Below are 17,489 nucleotides of genomic sequence, written 5' to 3'. Positions count from 1 at the left end.
AATGAGATTTTCTATTTATTAATATCTGAAAAATCCTTTATTTACATAACAATAACCGAGAGAGACTTCTATGTATCCTAAAAATATTGAAAAAGTTTTATCAAAAATTCAACCTGATGATCTGGTTTTGGATGTTGGTGGATGGGCTTGTCCATTTAACCGTGCAAACTGGGTCTTAGATGCGGGATCATTTGCAACTAGAGGCTATTATGAAAAAATTGGGATGCCCAAATCTCAAGGAGGAACAAAAGAATATTTCAGCAAAGAAACATGGGTTCAAAGAGACTTTTGTGATCGAGAACCTTGGCCATTTGATGATAAGTTTTTTGACTTTTCCATATGTTCTCATACTTTAGAAGATGTCAGAGATCCATTATATGTATGTTCTGAACTGGTTAGGGTATCAAAACGTGGATATATAGAAGTTCCATCCAGACTAATTGAATCATGTCGGGGATTAGAATCAGATAAATTAGCTGGATTATCACATCATAGATGGTTAGTTGATATAACAGATAATCATGTGCAGTTTCTCATGAAATATCACATCATACATGGAGATTTCCAGTTATCATTTCCGCCATCGTTTGTCAAAACTATCCCAGATAATGAAACTATTGCCTTTTTATTCTGGGAAGATAAATTTGATTTTTCTGAAAAGCGAATTGATGGATTAGAAAACATCTATGAAGAACTTAGCCAATTTGTTTCTGCCAGATATCAGTATCCTCAGTATAGATATAATATTCAACAATTTACTAAAGAGGGAAATAGAATTTTTAAAGGTATAAAACGTCGATTATTTAGTTAAGTAAATTAGTATCATAGAAAATATGAGTATACTGTCTGTTGGATGCGGTAGAAAGCAAAAACAACCAAACTTAGTGAGACTGGATATATCGCCTGAAGTAGAGCCTGATATAGTTTGGGACTTAGAAAAGATGCCTTATCCTTTTAAGGATTCTACTTTTTCAGAAATAGAATGCTTTGATGTGATCGAACATTTAACAAATATTCCTAATAATTTACAGGAATTTCATCGGATTCTCAAGCCAGGAGGATTACTAAAAATTACTACTCCTCATTTTTCTTGTGCAAATTCATATATAGATCCGACGCATAAATGGCATTTAAGCTATTTCTCCTTTGATTACTTTTCTGATAGCCATAGTTTATCATATTACTCAAAGGCTAGATATCAGATTAAATATCGTCATATACAGTTTCAAGGTGGCAGAGTGAATCGTTCTGTGATCAGGAGATTAGCAAATAAATTTCCCCAAACTTATGAACAAAGATGGGCTTGGATATTTCCAGCTTGGTATGTTTATTTTGAATTAGAGGCTATTAAGTAAGCATTACTATATTTGATTATGAAAGTTATTCACATCACACCAAGTTACTTTGATGATGTATCAATTATCGGTGGTGGTGAACGTTATCCCACAGAGTTAGCATCTTGGATGTCTCGGTTCGTGGATACTACACTAGTAAGTTTTTCTTCTGAGAGGAAATCTTACACACAAGGTAAACTTAAATGCGAAACTTATGCAGTTAAAAAATTTATCAAAGGTAGTAAGATTAATCCTCTATGCTTTAAATATCTAGCAACAATTTTCAATGCTGATATTATCCATATACACAATATCCATACTCTAGTTTCTGACGTAGCTTGTCTCGCCGCATCTTTTCTTAACAAACGAGTTTTTGTTACAGATCATGGTGGTGGTAGTTCTTTTTATATCAATCATAAATTACCCGTTTTTCGTGGCTATCGTCAGGCGATCGCTCAATCACAATTTGCCTTAGATTTTTTGCCAACTACGCTGAGTAAAAAAGCAATTGTGGCTAAAGGAGGTGTAGATATAGAGAAATTTTGTCCAGATGCTAGTTTAAAAAAAGCACATAAAATTCTCTATGTCGGTAGAATTTTGCCTCATAAAGGTATTAACTACTTACTAGAAGCTTTTCGCTTGCTAAATCACTCAAACTACAAACTGACAATTGTTGGTAGAGTTTACAGTGAACAGTTCTATCAAGACCTCAAACAACTAGCAGATGGACTCAACGTAGAATTTATTCATGATGCTGACGATCAGCGTTTACTTCATGAGTATCGTGCAGCAATGGTGACAGTTTTGCCATCTGTACATAAAAACTGCTACGGAGAGTATACACCAGTTCCTGAGTTGATGGGCTTGACATTGTTAGAATCGCAAGCTTGTGGAACTCCGGTTATTTGTACTGATGCTGGTGCAATGTCTGAGTTTGTGGATGATCATTGTACTGGCTTTGTAGTTAAACAAAATTCTGGCGAAGCGATCGCATCTGCTCTACATCAAATTGTTCACTTATCGCCAACAGAATATGCAGGATACCAAACCCGTTGTCGTGAGTGGATAGAACCTCTCAGTTGGTCAACAGTGGTCAAAAAACATTTAGATATCTACCAAAATGGTCAATAGCTCCCTTCGCATACTTATAGCTACCCATTCTCCACTTGCTGCTGAGTTTGGTGCAGGTCAAGTAGCAATCAATTTAGCAACAGCTTTACGGGAGCAAGGACACCATGTAACTCTCTGGTCTCCTCATTCGCTCCCCAGTTTCACAAGCCCCAAAAGATACATTCAACGTATCCAATTAGTACGTTATCATCTGGATGAGTTTATTAAAACTCAAGAACCTTTTGATGTGATTGATAGCTTTACTGTATTTATCACTGAGCAAGTTGCTAAATCAGCTTTAGTGGTAGCTCGTAGTGTTCAACCAGAAATTTTGTACATACCATCTAAATTAAATTATTCCCAAAAAAGTAGTTTTAAAAAGATATTATTACTCCCATTTCGTTATTTATTAGAAATACCCTATATATTTTTCCTCCTACAAGGATGGAGCAGGGCAAACTATATTCTTTGTCTTGGTAGCAGGGAACTTGAATGGATGAAGAAATGGTTTCCCTGGTGGAGAAGTAAATTAATTTCTTATATAAATGCCCTCTCAACCACTGACCAAGCCGAACTCACGAAAATCCGCTTACATCGCCAAAAACATCAAGGTAAAGGTATTCGCTTTCTTTGGATAGGTCGTTGGATTTCTCATAAAGGAACCAGTAAACTAGTTGACTTTATTGTTAAAAGAGCAGCTTCACATCCTGAAGATATTTTTACTATTGCCGGATGCGGTTATGATGTAAGTAAACATTTTCCCGCAGAACTTACTGAGTCAGGCAAATTAAACATAATCTCATCATTTGCCAGGAGTCAACTTTATTTTTTGCTGGCTAATCACGATGTTGGTTTGTTTACAAGTAATGTTGAAGGTTGGGGGCTAGTGTTAAATGAAATGCTAGAGTCGGGAATGCCTGTTTTTGCTACATCAGCAGGCGCAGTACCTGACTTAAAGCCTTTATTTAAAGATAGTTTACAATCATTTCCACCAACATTAGAATTAACCTTAGACACCATACCTCTATCCGAGTTTAAGGATGAATATTATCAAATATACAGTTGGCAAAGTGTAGCCAAATCTTATCTACAATTTATTTATGCCAATTTATGCCAATAATTTACAGGACTTACGCAATTGGCACTTGGGGTAGGGTGCGTCAGATGTGGAAAATCCTTGAATCTGTACGAAATTATTGGGGCTGACGCACCCTACAGTTAGTTTAATTATGACAGTTGCATAAGTCCTAAAATAGCCTCTCATTGTTCCATTATTTCTATGATACTCTTTGCCATATCATCCCAAGTATAAGCTCGTAACTCTTGTGAAAGAGTAGATACTAATTGACTGTAGTATTGTTGATTGCACCGCCACTGTTGAAGCCGCGCGGCTAAATCAACAGCATCCTCATAATTACGAATTAACAAGTTTTGCAGTTGTGGTGGGTAGCGTTCGGCAACTCCAGCTGTAGCGCTGACTATACTAGGTAAACCACAACATAATGCCTCATGCACTCCCAAACCATAGGCTTCATACCGAGTGGGAGCAACCAAGCAGTCAGCAGCCTGTAGCAATTTCGGCACATCAGAACGAAAGCCTAAAAAATGTATATTAGAAATACCAGACTCAGCAGCTCGACGCTGCCATAATGGTAGTTCTGCACCTACTCCAATTACCACTAAGTCTGCATCCCAATTTGGGGACTTACATAACTGTTGCCATGCTGTAAATAGTGTATCGAATCCTTTACGGCGATCGCCTAAAGCACCAATAAAGACTACAATTGACTTGTCAGTAGACCAACCTAACTGCTGACGTAGTAAAGTTCGCTCTTGTTGAGTAACTGGATAAAATATTTGCGAATCGATGCCATAGTAGACTGTGTGCAGTTTTTGCTCAGGAATTGCCAATTTCTCAATCAAATCTCGTTTTGTACGTTCTGAATTGACAATAACTACTCGCGCCGAATTTAAGGCCTTTCGTTCTTCAGCCAAAAACATCTGACGAGAAACTATCCCCTTTAACTGATGCAGTAACCCAGCTTGATAGTTAGGTGCGTAAGCAACATGAGCATAATGCACCCAGTTAGTATCTCCCCACTGACAGTTACCACCATTTACTAACACTCTACCAGCACCAAGACGTTGTGCTTGAAAGCGCCCCATCCAATTGAGTAAAGGACTGCTAAGTAAATACGAATTAGCCACTTTTGGCACAGGATGGAATTTTACATGAGGATAAGCTAACAATTCATTTGCTACTCGATGGGCTACTAAATATACCTCTTGTCCTTGCCTTGCTAAGTAGTCAGCCAGAGCAAAATTAGCTCTATCCATCCCACCTATTTTGACAAAATCACCAGTTACTAGCAGATAAGACTTCATATAATAATATTATTAAGTTTGTCTAACCTTAATTACTTGACGTGATAATTTTCGCAAGGGTTTTTCTACCAAATAGTATATTGGTAAAGCTGAAAACAAAATAATCAAAAGACAATACAGAACTAAGGTAAGCCGCACAATTAGTAAACTTTCACTTACGATATTAGATGGCAGAAACTTACTTATTAATGTAAGTGTAATTGTATGAGTCATGTACAAAGAATAGGAAATTTCACCAAGATATACTAATGGAGGGGCTTGCAAAAATAATGAAGAGCGATTACCACTTATACCTAGTGTGGCAACGAGTATAAAAAACAAAATAATATAAACTATAGTTTGCAACTGAATGGATTTTATAATAAAGGGTAAAATTATAAGTAGTATTAATAGCACTTTGTCTAACCAACGCAAAGCAGTATAGCGGATTGCAATCAGATAGAATACAGATTCATCTGCGTCCATCTGCGTACATCTGCGTTCAATCATTTTTTCTGTACCTCACTGACTTGAAAACCGCTATAGTAGATTTAGATGGCTGGCAGAGCATACCCAGAACTACTCCACCTATGAAAGTTGGAATGACAACAATAATACCTTTAAATACTAAAGATTGTTCAATTACATATACCCAAACCGAAAGTACACAACTGATAACTATAAGGGCAATTAGCGCAGTACGTCTAAGACGAGAAAGTACTACTGCAAACATTGGCAAACAAATATAGGCGAACCATTCAGAACTAATAGACCATGAAGGATAGTTCCAACTAAGATTAAATGAGTAATCCCACGCTTGAATCAAGAAGCAGTTTGAAAAAAATCTTTCTACAGAATGTGCTTCATCAATCGGCCACCCTCGACGTGCTGTCATTGCAAGACAGATTAGCAAAGTGACTATATGAACTGGATATATACGACCAAGACGTAACCATAAAAATTGGATAATACTTTTGAATGAAAGCAAGCTATCCGTAACTAAGTAACGGAGTGATAACAGGTAGCCACTCAGAATAAAAAATAGTGGAACAGCAAGATGTCCGCAAGAAATTAACGGGTTAATGATTGACCATTCTGGCAGCAAGTTGGTCATAAATTCGGCAATATGATAAAGCACAACCCATAAGGACGCAATTCCCTTAATTGAGGTAAGCGAGTAAATATGATGATTTTTTTCATGGTTTAGCCCCATAACTCTACTTTCACTCATTTCACTGATGAATTTGCGATCGCTCTATTTTTAGCCGCTACAAACAATGCTGTATTCAGTAACCAGAATTCCATTCCACCTTGGCTCATAAACAGAGGATAATTAAAAGTAATTGCCACTGCCCCAATGTCGTAAGCAAAAATTAACCCACCCCAGAGAGCAAAATCACCTAATTTACGATTGATAGCAATCTTCCAAGCAGTCTGACAAGCTTGAGTTAGCGCCACAATATAAGCAAATACAAGAGGTACTCCACCATCAAGTAACCATCCAGTCCATTGAATTTCTACCCAAATCGGTTGGGATACTAGGTCAGTATTATCGCCAAAATAGGTATTTACCATTCCCCAACGCCCTAAACCAGCCCCCAAAGGATATTTAGGAAGTAGCTCCTCAATCGTTGCCTGCAAAAAAAACCCTCTGTTTTGCCGATAAACTTCATCAGGAGATGCCGAAAATAAACTAGATATACGTTCCAGTGTAGACTTTCCCCCCATTGCCAGCGCCCAATAAAATGTTGATGTAAATAAGGCTGTCACACTTGAAGCCATCATTGTTAAACGTGCAATTTGTCCTGTTCTGAGCAACACTCCTGCCAAGAAAACCATACAAATAGCAGCTAATACCAACATCGAACGTATTTGTGATAAATAAATGCAAAACAGACCAAGACCAGCACTACCTATCCCTACAATTCGTAAAATCGGGTTTTTATATTTAAGTGCAATCACAACACCAAACAAAAGAGCATAAAAACCTGCAGTTGCTGCCCCTCCCGGTGTATCAGTCAAGCCCATTGGTCTATAGACCTGTTGACCATTAGCTAAAGTGATTAATAAGTTATCTCCCTGATAAATACTTTTTTGAACAGTGATAGAGAGAGATGGTTGGAATTTTCCCGGAAAATATACCTGTAAAACTCCAAAAATCGCACTCATGGTGTGAATAGTCCACATCAAAAACATTAAACTCTCAAACCCAATTTGTGTGAGATTTAAACTTCTGACCCAAAACAAGGGGCTGAGAATAGCAATATACATAGCGCATTCAGCAGCCCCTGCGGTTATAGAATTAATATAAGGATGAAGACTGAATTGTAACAGCATGATTAAGATTATTAAAAATGCTGGGTTAGTGGCGGGATGTTTAGCACCTTTTGAGCGCAACAGTACTAAGAAAAATAGGCTCAGGGTAAAGGAACCTGCTCTTATTGGCACTCTGAGAATGCCGATTTGGGGAAATAACAGCAATATCTGAAGAGTAAACTGTAGCAGAATAAAGGTATGCGCCCAAGTCCAGTTTAATTTTCTGCCTAGAAAAGAATCTAGGAAACTCTGGTTTACTTTAAGAATCATTTAGCCTTAAAAATATAAGAATATAAGTTATCTATGATAATCTTTATTTTTGATTTGACAGCTAATAAACCAAACTTTATAAAATATCTGTAGATGCTAAAAAAAACATCAGATTTAAAATTATAAAAGGTCTTATAGAATCAACTTTCAGTTCAATAAATATCATTAAACTTTCAGTTTCTGCCCCACCAAAAGGATATTGTCACTGAATGCACGTCCGTGACAACCAAGTTTTTTAGGCCAGTGCCACGGGGTAAAAGGTATACGACCCTGGTTACTGTAGTTTATTTCAGTATCGGTAAGTTTACACTCCGTAGCAATACGGATAAAATCAATTTCTAGTAAAGCTGTTATGTGCGCTGGATAAAGACCTGGTGCTTCCTGAAAAGCATTGAACTGATTTTTGAAAATTAAACTCAACTTACTCAACAAGCTCAACTGATTGGGCGTAGTCACAATTACTAATCCTCCTGGTTTGGTGAACCTTACCAGTTCTCGCATAAAAGCCCGTGGATTTTCTAAGTGTTCAATAATTTCAACCGCACATACTACATCGGCAAATCCATCTGGCAAAGGTGTTTTACCAATATCTAAATTGAAGGGAATAAATTCGATCTGTGGTGGTAAGTCAGGATAACGCACAGCATCAAAACCAATATAGCAATCACTGCGATCGCCTACAAATGACCACAGTTTGCCGCTACCACAACCAATATCTACCAGTACACCGCCACCAAGATACCGTTTTGCTAATGTTTTGGCTACCATTTGGTAAATAGGATCGCTACTTGCACCAAGGCTTTTTTGCGCTCGGTTTTCAACATCAGGTTGTACTATTTGCTCACTGCCATCAGATGAAATCATGCTACTGCCTCATATTCAACAACTTCAGAAAGTAGATTGTAAAGTCGAGTCAGCTGTTGTGCAGGATTACAAAGATACTCAGCCCGTGGTTTTCCCCCAGCCGCCAGAGTCGCTCTCTCGCTAGGATTTAAAATTAGAAAATTTAAAACATCACTCAAAGCGTTAATATCATTTGGTGCAACCAGTCGCCCGCAGGAATCATCGACAATTTCCATTCCTGCGCCTATAGTAGTTGTCACAACAGGTAAGCCTGCATAAAGAGCTTCTACAAAAGCAATCCCAAATGGTTCTCCGCCTGTATTCGGTTGACAGTGAATGTCAGCCGCCGCTAACAAGCGTGGCACATCAGTTCGTTGCCCTAAAAATAGCACACGATCCTCAATACCAAGTTGTTGGGCTTGTATCTTTAGTTCTTGCAAGTACTCAGCTTCATGGGAGCGTTGTATTCCACCAACTAGCCAGCATATCCAACCTGGGATGTCGCGTAGATTTCCCAAAGCAGACAGCAAAAAACTTTGTCCCTTCCATCGCTCCAGACGAGATACTTGAATAAGTACTATTGCATCATCGGGAGTATTGAGTTCAGCCCTTACATCTTGGCGAATCGACGCATCCTTGCCAATATCTGGACAAGCTACTGGACATAGAAGAATTTTGCTATCAATTTGAGGGTAGAGATTTGATACAGCAGCCTGGGTATAAAGGCTATTAGCAATTACTAAGTTTGGTGGAATCTTTTTAGCCCACTGCTCTAAAGGATGCTTGCCATTAGGCACATCATGACACCAGAAAATGAGTGGTATACATTTAGCCCTAACAACCGACCCAAAAATTGCTTGCGACCAGCAAGAATGGCAAATCACCAGATCAAATCGCTCTTGCTTTAATAATTGCTGGAGTTGCAATCTAGCTTGCCACATTGTCCAAGGATGACTAATCCGCACTTTACCTAGTGAATGAATTTTTGCACCAAAACTTCGCAGTTCATGAGCCAATCTTCCTTCAAAACATAAAGCAAAGTGGTGTTGCATCTGCATACATAAACTTTGCTCTTTTGCTAATGTCACCAATAACGTTTCTATGCCACCAAATAAATTTCCTGAATAAATATGCAAAATTTTCATAACGAACTAACCGATGATTGTGATGTGTTCATATAGTTCCACTCTTGAGCCAAAACTTCTTCATAGAATTCAAAACTTCTTTGAGCCATAGTTACATGGTTAAAATACTCAGATCGTTTGCGGCTACTTATGACTAATCGATTACGCAAACCAGGTTCATCAAGCAAACGCTTTGCTGCCTTAGCTAAAGCTATTGGGTCGTTAATTGCTACAGTCAGCCCTTCTTGTTCATGCCGACTCACCCAAGGCACACCACTACCAGGAATATTAGCATTGATGACAGGACAACCACTCGCCATAGCTTCGACCTGAACTAACCCAAATCCCTCACTACGTATATTAGAAGGAAACCAAAGAGCCGTCGCAGCGTGATAAGCACCTACAAGTTCATCCTCACTCAAACGACCTAGCCAGACAATACGGTCGTCTACCCCCAGCTTTTGGGCTAAAGCTTTCAATTCTTGTTTTAAAGACCCAACTCCAACTACAATCAGTGTTCCTGGTACTCGGCTCAAGGCTTCAATTGCTATATGCAGTGCTTTGTAGTAAACAAGCCTACCGACTGCTAACCAAATTGGCCCTTGATATTTTTCCTTTAAGCTGCTGCTGAAAGTAAGGGCTATTTGATTAGGTTGGACGTAATTAGAAGATGGTAATCCAAGGGGTAAATAGCTCAATTTGTGGCGGTAAAGTTGCAAAAATTTTGAGCCTTCAATATAGGGAAAACTAGTTGTTAAAACTCGTGAACTTTGGCTATAAATTAAATGTTCAAAAGGGCGTAATCCATACTTCAACACTTTTTGCTTAATTACATCACTGTGGTGTGTAATTACTAAAGGAACACGCTTGTGTAATGTTGTTAAGGCGATAAGCATTGTAGGATTAGGCGTATGCAGATGAAGTAAAGTGTTGGGTTCTTTAACCAATTGGTAAAGTTTCTTTGGCAGTTCTGGACAAATATCAAATCTAGCAAATGATCCCAGCCGACCAAGGCGCGTAATATTTACATCACCATCTATTTCGTTAACGGTTTTAGTTTTAGTAGATAAATTTCCTTCCTTATCAAATCCATTCACACAAACTACATGAACTTTTGCACCCAAAGCAGCTTGAGTTTGAGCTAGTATTTGCACATGAGTTTCTATGCCCCCTCGGTCGGGAGGATAATATTTAGAAAGATGAATGATTCGATAATTGAGCATTTTCAGTATCTAAATTCAAAATGGTTCTTGGCGCGAATTATCAAGTCAGGACAAACCTATAGCTTCAATATTAAGTTTTGAAGCTTGTCAATATTAGGTATATGAGTTATTTTGGTTTATTTATACCACTAAAAAAACTGATATAAACACTTATGTACACAACAATGTTGCGCCTTTACAATAATTTATAGTTCTCAAGCATTACTTGAATTGGTATTAATTGATTGTCCAGATTAGAATCGATTTATTTTATAACTTAATATAAGTATTCTATGCAATAGTAAGAACACTTATACGATTACTAACAATGCTATTTTGCAGCATATGAATTTGGTAAATTCAGAAGTGATTTAAGTAGTTTTAGCTTTAAAAAGCTATTATTTTATACTTGTTTTGGCAAAGTATAAAACCATAAGCTTTCCACTGAAATACCGTCTACATATAAAGACACATAGAAAGAAACCCTCACAGCCTCCTCTTGATAAGGGCAGACTAGAAGGAATAACAATAATGTACATATTTACAAGAAAATGGAAGAATAAGTAATAGGACTTACGGAAGTGTCATAATCAAACTAACTGTAGGGTGCGTCAGCCCCCATAATTTCGTACACATTTAAGGATTTTCCACATCTGACGCACCCTACCCCATGTGCTTATTATTTCGTAGGGTGCTGCACTGCCCACCACCTGCTTATTGAGAAGGTGCAAGATATGAATAAATAATATACAAAATTTTTAGCTGAATTTCTCACCTATAGTTGGTTATCGAATGATGTAAGAAAAATGCCAACTTTTAATATTTAATCTAAATAATATATGTCAACAATTTACTATTTGAAAACTATCATAAATATCATTAATATATAGCCAGCAGTAGAGATTGCCATGCAACGTAGTTCTCAGCCCAAAATGATTCTAAAATTGGATAAACACTAGAGTCTACAGCTCCATTCAATGGAATAGATACCTGCGTCCATATACAACGGTTATCTCTAAGAACTTCTTGACCAAAAATCCACGGTAATAAACGATTCCAAGCTAAGTCATAAGTATAGCGATTTTGCATAAATTGATTGGAAGTAACGGTACTACCTCCACGTGGATTAATACAGGCTGTCAGGTAAGCTTGTTTACTGTCACTATAAAGCGTATAGTAGCCAATTCCTTTTACATACTTAATATTTTTCAGATTATCCTTAAATAAATTTTTACTTAGTTGCTGTAAAAAAGGGTTTGGCTCGCCTCTAGTATTTATGACATAACGCATTTGTAATTCCAGCGACTGACTATTTTTGATATAGCTATAATCCTTTCCTGATAGCACCATCAGAACTTTAGTATTTACTGGAGTGTCAGACTTTGGCTGGTTCCAAGACTTCACGTTTACTTGTTTCCAACTATTCACAGGTATTGTGTTTGGAAAAATTGAGTTGGTCACAGGTCGTTTACTAGCTATTAAATAGATAGAAGTTAATAAAATTGATAGCCAAGTAGTAGCAAGAAAGAAACGCCTCTTTGGTTCTACAATTGCTTTAGTGTTAGAATCAGGCTGTTCTTCTGAGGATAACAATTCTAGAGGCAGTATCCAATTACACAAAATTGCATAAGTAATAGTTGCCGTTGCCATGAATATAGCTCCTCCTTTGTAGTTGTGCCAATAGTCAAATAGACTATGATTATTAACTACGACAGCTAACAAAGCCACACGAATACAACCAACTAAAAACCCTGTACAGAACGCAGATATTACTAATCCACATCTCTGTCGCCAACTTAAAGAAGGAACAACTACTATGATTAACAAAGTGAGCTTTAGCAACCATAAAATTAACATACCCCCCGTACAGTAATAGAGAACTTCAACTTGACCTGTAGGCAGTTTGACAAAAGCACCATGAACAGTAGCTTTTAACCCTATATAGTGGAGTGCAAAAGCGGATATGGCTGCAGTTAATTCACTAAAATGTAGCCGAAACGCAAAAATTTCATTGATGAAGCCATAGGGAACAAGCATCAAGCACAACAATAAAAATAAGCGCCAATAATGTCTTAACCCTGCAAAACCAAAAGAGAGTAATCCTAATCCTAATGCAGCAACAATAGGCCCAAATCGAAACAAGAATAAGTCTAAATACCACAGGTAAATGGGTCTAAGTATTACCAGAAATAGCAATCCTAAACCTAAGAAACTAGAAAACCAAGTTGTAGTCGTCTCTTGTTGCCGATTTTGCCAAAGTAGAAAAATAATACCAGCCCAGTACAGAGCATAAAATGTAGTTTCCTCATCTTCTAGAGGATGATTGCTTACTATATTTAAATGCAAAACTGCAAGAGTAGTGAATATACCAAGCAGATAAAAATACTGGGTTTGCAGTAAAGGTTGAAAGCGAAGTAAAAACGCTTGTCTAGCTTCCTTCAGCTTTTGGCTACTGATGAACATTTTAGTTTCAATTTTCTGAACTTATTTGAAGTTAGCAATGAGGAACATAGCCCTCATTACTGACTTAATTAACATTTTTCTCAATTACACGAACCCAACGAGTCAGTCTCCACAGGGTAATGAAGCAAACACCAGATATTATTGCTCCTAAGTTAATTCGTACAGACGTTTTAATTAGATTTTTAATTTGTTCTCGCTTGGCTATATTAGCAGATACTAGAGTATTTTGAGCAGATGTTTGAATTTGCTGAGATATTTTATTTTTCAAGTCTTGAGGAGATTGGCTAGATGCAATTTGATTTTGCAGGTTTAAACTATTGGCTATGTTAGTTAATTCTTGCGGAGAATTTATTGTTTTCAGTTTTTCGGTTATTTTTTGTAGTTGTTCTTCTTGTTGTGCCTGTTGATTAGTAAATTGATTATTAATATTTCTATAGATAGTCAAGCTGTTATTAATTCCTAAAGGCAGCATTAATAGATAGAGGATACCGATTGTCAAAGTAACCCAAGAGAAAAATTTTAGAATTGAGAGTTGTTTAGGTTTGATAATGCTGGGTTGGCTATATAAAAATATAAATATTAATCCTATTAAGATAGACCATACATGATCGACCATTTGTCCAATTACTTGAAATTCCCAATTGGGATTTGTTAAGCGAGGAGGAATAAGAATGGCAAGGTAGTCAACCAGAGAAAATATAAGTAGGGTATAGCCAAGAAACCGTAATAAGCCGAATGAGCGCTTTTCAATAATTTCTGTAATTTCTACAGGTTTTTTAATAACTTTTTCTTGTTTTTTGGTTTTCATTACGATGGGATTACAACAAGTCGTCGTGAACTACTAGGCGGCTTATAACGAACAGAAAAAATCAACAATAAAACTGGCATCACGCAAAAAATCACCAAAAACGATAATAGTGATGCCTGATTTACAACCAATCCTGACTGTATTGACTGTATAAACTGCACAAGCTTTGTTAGATTGTTCATAATCATATTTCCACCTCCCCCGTGTATGTCAATAGATAGATGTTAATTTTGATTTTATATTGTGAATGTCAGTAGAAAATCCAACAAAATATCCTCATTATGAATTTGGGCAAAAATCAAAACAGTATTTACACTTAAATTCTGCTGGATAGTCATTTAGCATTAAGTATTTATCCTGACAACATTCATTTATTAATTTAATAAGCCAGATTATAAGAAGTAGCTCTAATCGCTTATGTACAGCAGAACAATGAAAATTGTCGCTTTTTGCTTCTTGAACTTGATTTTAAGCCAATTAAACTTAATTTTTTAAAATGTCAAGAGTACATCTACATTTTCAAGACTTACGCAACTGGAACAATTGTAGGGTGCGTCAGATGTGGAAAATCCTTGAATCTGTACGAAATTATTGGGACTGACGCACCCTACAGTGAGTTTGATTATGACACTTGCGTAAGTCCTATTATATTCATGTCAGTAGCCAAAATTAAAATAGACACTCTATTAAATATTTACACGCAAGAACTGATAAAATTTAGATTGAATCCAAAAATATCACCTAAAAAATTAAAATCATCCCTAATTTTCGATGTGCTATTATCTGACATTTTGTATTTTCTCAATTAGCAGGTAATAGACAATGCCCGCCTTACGAAATAATGAACTTTTCATCCCATTATTTGGTCAATAATAGGCTAGTGCAAAATATAAGCGTCTCCCTGGCGCGACTCAAGTTCCCGCAAAATATAAAACAAGCATATTTTGATCATTTTTTTTATAAGCCCATATTAGGGTTTGAAAATGTGCAAGTTGAGAGTTACTTAAAATTCAAGTATTTATACTAAAGCTTCACTATATTTCAATAATTGTCATCCGTAATTATACTATAAATTCTTAATAAATTGGCTGAAATTTTATGAGCTAACTTGCTTTTAGAAAAAAACTATTGACGATCAGTGTAAGTTCTATCAATATGGGTAATACAAATATCAGGCATCAATAGGCATTCAAATTCTATTCTGATTATAATTCGGTAAATATAAAATTACTAGAGAAGAAGATGGAAGAACATTTACAATATTGGACGATTCTCAAGCGTCGGTGGTTGCCTACTTCTATAGTTTTTGGGCTGCTTTTAATATTAAGTATTGTTAAAACTGTAATAGAAACGCCAGTTTATCAGGCATCGGGGCAACTTGTACTCAAAAAGAACGCTACCTCTTCGCTTACAGGAGTAGGGAACCAATTAGGACAGTTGGAGAGTTCGGTAAGCGGTAGACCTTTAGGAACAGAGGTAGCAGTTCTGCGTTCCCTACCTCTAGCTGAAAGAACTATCAAGGCTCTCCGCCTCAATATTCACCCTTTAGTATTTTTGAAAAACCTACAAGTAAGAAATCTGGAAAATACAGATATATTAGAAATTTATTATACAGATACAGACCCAAGAAAGGCATCGGAAATTATTAATACCTTAATGAGGATTTATATAGAAAATGATATTAATGCTAATCGCGCTCAAACCAAATCTGCTAGAGACTTTATTGCTCAACAATTACCGTTGAGAAAAGCTGCGTTACAAGTTGCTGAAAAAAATCTCCAATATTTTAAACAACAAAATAGAGTTTTAGACTTAAAAGCAGAAGCGTCATCAAGCGTTGGGATTCTTTCTGAGTTAGACAGACAAGTAGCTGCAACTAGATCCGATCTAGCGTCTCAAACTGCACGTATGGAATCAATCAAAGAACTATTTGGTGTCTCTCCCCAAGAGGCTGTAGTTGCTGGTTTTGTGGGTGAGTCTCCATCAACAACTTTAGTTCTCGGACAGTTACAAGAAACTCAACAAAAAATTGAACTTTTAAGGCTGCGTTTGACAGATAATCATCCTACGGTAATTAATCTCAAAGAAGAGGAAGCTGTTCTTAAAAAGCAACTTCAGCAACGTATAGAACAAAGTTTTATCGGCAGTGCGGGGCGTTTAAATCAAGAGAAAAATCCTGAAAAAATTGTGCAGCTGAGAGGTCAAGGTCTGCAACAAGGAATTCTGGGTAACTACGCTAGCATTGAAGCAGAACGCCTGAGTTTGCATGTACGTTTGAAAGCTTTAGCTGAAGTCATCAAATCTTATAGACAAAGAGCTAATACTTTACCACAGTTAGAATTGCAGCAACGCCAGCTAGAGCGGGAAATAACTGCAACTGATTCTAACTATCAAAGTCTTTTAGCTCGGTATCAGGAACTTCAGGTAGCGGAAAATCTACAGGTAAGTAATGCTTTGGTTGTAACACCGGCATTAATTCCGGGAGTACCAATTAAGAGCCGTCAATATATAAACTTGTTGCAGGGATTAATTGGTGGACTTGTCCTAGCTGGACTCACTGCGTTTATGTTGGAGAAATTCGATAAAACCATCAAAACAACAAAGTCTGCCAGAGATTTACTTGACTATACATTACTAGGCTATATTCCACCATTTACCAATGACAATCCCATTCCTGAATTAATCGTTAAAAACAAACCCGACTCTCCTGTCAGTGAAGCTTTTCGGATGTTGCAGACTAATTTGAGAGTGTTTAATTCAAAGCAACCAATAAAAGTTATTGTGGTATCAAGCGCTGTACCTAAAGAAGGAAAATCGACAATTGCTGCCAACCTAGCAATTTCCATATCTCAACTTGGGCGCGAAGTACTGCTAGTAGACGCTGATTTGCGTAATCCCAGCCAACATAAAATTTGGGAAATGGCTAATGAGCTTGGCTTAAGTAACGTTCTCAAAAGTGAGTCAGATTTGGAGCAGGCTGTTATTGAAGTTGCACCCAACTTAGAAGTTTTAGCATCTGGTGAAATGACTCATAACCCATCTGCACTGCTTGATTCTAGCCAAATGGCTATATTTATAGCACAAGCGGCGCAAAAATACGATTTTGTCATCATCGATAGCCCTCCTTTGACTGTAGCTGCTGATGCAACTATTTTAGGCAAACTGGTGAATGGAATTTTGTTTGTGGTTCGCCCTGGAGTTGCTGATGCTGATAGTGTTTCTCTTTCTAAAGAACTATTAGAGAAAGCAGATCAAAATGTTTTAGGTATAGCTATTAATGGAGTTAAGGCTAATCAGCAATATTCGGGATATAACATGAGTAGTATGTAAATGATCTTTGATATTATATTCAGTTATACCAAGTCGAAATCAGCGTACATAGAAATAGGACTTACGCATGAAGACGAAAAATCAAGGGTTTTGATAAGCTTATAGGGGTACAGGACTGTAAGTTTTCAAAACCCTTACTCCCCTACACTCAGTTTAATAAACCAGGGTGGTTTCATACAGAAAAAGAAAAATTTATAAGTCTTGATTTTTCGTTTTGTAGCAGAGATTTTGACCCCTCTCCAAACCTCTCCCCCCTTGGGGGAGAGGCTTTGAAACACAATAATCTTTTTTCTCTGATTGTATGAAACCACCCTGCTACACCCAG

13 protein-coding genes are annotated in these 17,489 nt (G+C 37.0%); 5 read left to right on the top strand and 8 right to left on the bottom strand.

Going from position 1 to position 17,489, the window contains the following annotated elements; all coding sequences use genetic code 11:
* The first annotated feature begins 70 nt into the window (after positions 1-70).
* The 4 genes from H6G83_RS24145 to H6G83_RS24130 are packed head-to-tail and all read left to right on the top strand — an operon-like array spanning position 71 to position 3,564.
* Complete coding sequence (locus H6G83_RS24145) at positions 71-811, top strand: methionine biosynthesis protein MetW (RefSeq protein WP_190476619.1); 741 nt, start codon at positions 71-73, stop codon at positions 809-811.
* 22 nt (positions 812-833) lie between these two features.
* Positions 834-1,355 carry a class I SAM-dependent methyltransferase gene (locus H6G83_RS24140; RefSeq protein ID WP_190476617.1) on the top strand — a complete coding sequence of 174 codons (522 nt, stop codon included), beginning with the start codon at positions 834-836 and terminating at the stop codon, positions 1,353-1,355.
* Between the two features lie 18 nt (positions 1,356-1,373).
* Positions 1,374-2,465 (top strand): glycosyltransferase family 4 protein, encoded by a 1,092-nt coding sequence (locus tag H6G83_RS24135; RefSeq protein WP_190476615.1) that lies wholly within the window; start codon positions 1,374-1,376, stop codon positions 2,463-2,465.
* A complete protein-coding gene (locus H6G83_RS24130; RefSeq protein ID WP_190476614.1) occupies positions 2,455-3,564 on the top strand; it encodes a glycosyltransferase family 4 protein in 1,110 nt (369 codons plus the stop codon). Before H6G83_RS24135 ends, H6G83_RS24130 begins: the two co-directional genes overlap by 11 nt.
* 140 nt (positions 3,565-3,704) lie before the next feature.
* Here the strand turns inward: H6G83_RS24130 and H6G83_RS24125 are convergent, their stop codons facing one another.
* From H6G83_RS24125 to hpsJ-A, 8 genes are all read right to left on the bottom strand, one after another.
* Positions 3,705-4,829 carry a glycosyltransferase family 4 protein gene (locus tag H6G83_RS24125; protein WP_190476612.1) on the bottom strand — a complete coding sequence of 375 codons (1,125 nt, stop codon included), beginning with the start codon at positions 4,827-4,829 and terminating at the stop codon, positions 3,705-3,707.
* 481 nt (positions 4,830-5,310) lie between these two features.
* A complete protein-coding gene (locus H6G83_RS24120) occupies positions 5,311-6,039 on the bottom strand; it encodes an acyltransferase family protein (protein ID WP_190476610.1) in 729 nt (242 codons plus the stop codon).
* Positions 6,036-7,394, bottom strand: a complete 1,359-nt coding sequence (locus tag H6G83_RS24115) for a hypothetical protein (RefSeq protein ID WP_242044780.1) — start codon at positions 7,392-7,394, stop codon at positions 6,036-6,038. Before H6G83_RS24115 ends, H6G83_RS24120 begins: the two co-directional genes overlap by 4 nt.
* Positions 7,395-7,559: 165 nt before the next feature.
* Positions 7,560-8,258 (bottom strand): class I SAM-dependent methyltransferase, encoded by a 699-nt coding sequence (locus H6G83_RS24110; protein ID WP_190476608.1) that lies wholly within the window; start codon positions 8,256-8,258, stop codon positions 7,560-7,562.
* Entirely contained in the window at positions 8,255-9,382 is a 1,128-nt protein-coding gene (locus tag H6G83_RS24105) for a glycosyltransferase family 4 protein (protein ID WP_190476606.1), read from the bottom strand. Before H6G83_RS24105 ends, H6G83_RS24110 begins: the two co-directional genes overlap by 4 nt.
* Entirely contained in the window at positions 9,379-10,584 is a 1,206-nt protein-coding gene (locus H6G83_RS24100; protein WP_199328574.1) for a glycosyltransferase, read from the bottom strand. Before H6G83_RS24100 ends, H6G83_RS24105 begins: the two co-directional genes overlap by 4 nt.
* 858 nt (positions 10,585-11,442) lie before the next feature.
* Positions 11,443-13,026: a cyanoexosortase A system-associated protein gene (locus tag H6G83_RS24095; protein ID WP_190476604.1), complete on the bottom strand. Its 1,584-nt coding sequence runs from the start codon at positions 13,024-13,026 to the stop codon at positions 11,443-11,445.
* A gap of 64 nt (positions 13,027-13,090) precedes the next feature.
* Positions 13,091-13,834, bottom strand: a complete 744-nt coding sequence (hpsJ-A, locus tag H6G83_RS24090; RefSeq protein WP_190476602.1) for an HpsJ-like protein, cyanoexosortase A-associated — start codon at positions 13,832-13,834, stop codon at positions 13,091-13,093.
* Between the two features lie 1,242 nt (positions 13,835-15,076).
* On the opposite strand from hpsJ-A, the gene H6G83_RS24085 reads away from it, so the two are divergent.
* On the top strand, positions 15,077-17,164 hold the full coding sequence (locus tag H6G83_RS24085) for a GumC family protein (RefSeq protein WP_190476599.1): 2,088 nt from the start codon (positions 15,077-15,079) through the stop codon (positions 17,162-17,164).
* The last annotated feature ends 325 nt before the right edge of the window (positions 17,165-17,489 follow it).

The organism is Anabaena azotica FACHB-119 (assembly GCF_014697625.1).
Classification (GTDB): Bacteria; Cyanobacteriota; Cyanobacteriia; order Cyanobacteriales; family Nostocaceae; genus Trichormus; species Trichormus azoticus_A.
This window is presented reverse-complemented; position numbering and strand designations above follow the sequence as displayed.

Excerpts from the sequence above, each read along its gene's own strand:
- H6G83_RS24120 (WP_190476610.1), bottom strand. The coding sequence starts at position 6,039 with ATGAGTGAAAGTAGAGTTATGGGGCTAAACCATGAAAAAAATCATCAT.
- H6G83_RS24145 (WP_190476619.1), top strand. The coding sequence starts at position 71 with ATGTATCCTAAAAATATTGAAAAAGTTTTATCAAAAATTCAACCTGAT.
- H6G83_RS24110 (WP_190476608.1), bottom strand. The coding sequence starts at position 8,258 with ATGATTTCATCTGATGGCAGTGAGCAAATAGTACAACCTGATGTTGAA.
- hpsJ-A (WP_190476602.1), bottom strand. The coding sequence starts at position 13,834 with ATGAAAACCAAAAAACAAGAAAAAGTTATTAAAAAACCTGTAGAAATT.
- H6G83_RS24115 (WP_242044780.1), bottom strand. The coding sequence starts at position 7,394 with ATGATTCTTAAAGTAAACCAGAGTTTCCTAGATTCTTTTCTAGGCAGA.
- H6G83_RS24140 (WP_190476617.1), top strand. The coding sequence starts at position 834 with ATGAGTATACTGTCTGTTGGATGCGGTAGAAAGCAAAAACAACCAAAC.
- H6G83_RS24135 (WP_190476615.1), top strand. The coding sequence starts at position 1,374 with ATGAAAGTTATTCACATCACACCAAGTTACTTTGATGATGTATCAATT.
- H6G83_RS24085 (WP_190476599.1), top strand. The coding sequence starts at position 15,077 with ATGGAAGAACATTTACAATATTGGACGATTCTCAAGCGTCGGTGGTTG.
- H6G83_RS24095 (WP_190476604.1), bottom strand. The coding sequence starts at position 13,026 with ATGTTCATCAGTAGCCAAAAGCTGAAGGAAGCTAGACAAGCGTTTTTA.
- H6G83_RS24100 (WP_199328574.1), bottom strand. The coding sequence starts at position 10,584 with ATGCTCAATTATCGAATCATTCATCTTTCTAAATATTATCCTCCCGAC.
- H6G83_RS24130 (WP_190476614.1), top strand. The coding sequence starts at position 2,455 with ATGGTCAATAGCTCCCTTCGCATACTTATAGCTACCCATTCTCCACTT.
- H6G83_RS24125 (WP_190476612.1), bottom strand. The coding sequence starts at position 4,829 with ATGAAGTCTTATCTGCTAGTAACTGGTGATTTTGTCAAAATAGGTGGG.
- H6G83_RS24105 (WP_190476606.1), bottom strand. The coding sequence starts at position 9,382 with ATGAAAATTTTGCATATTTATTCAGGAAATTTATTTGGTGGCATAGAA.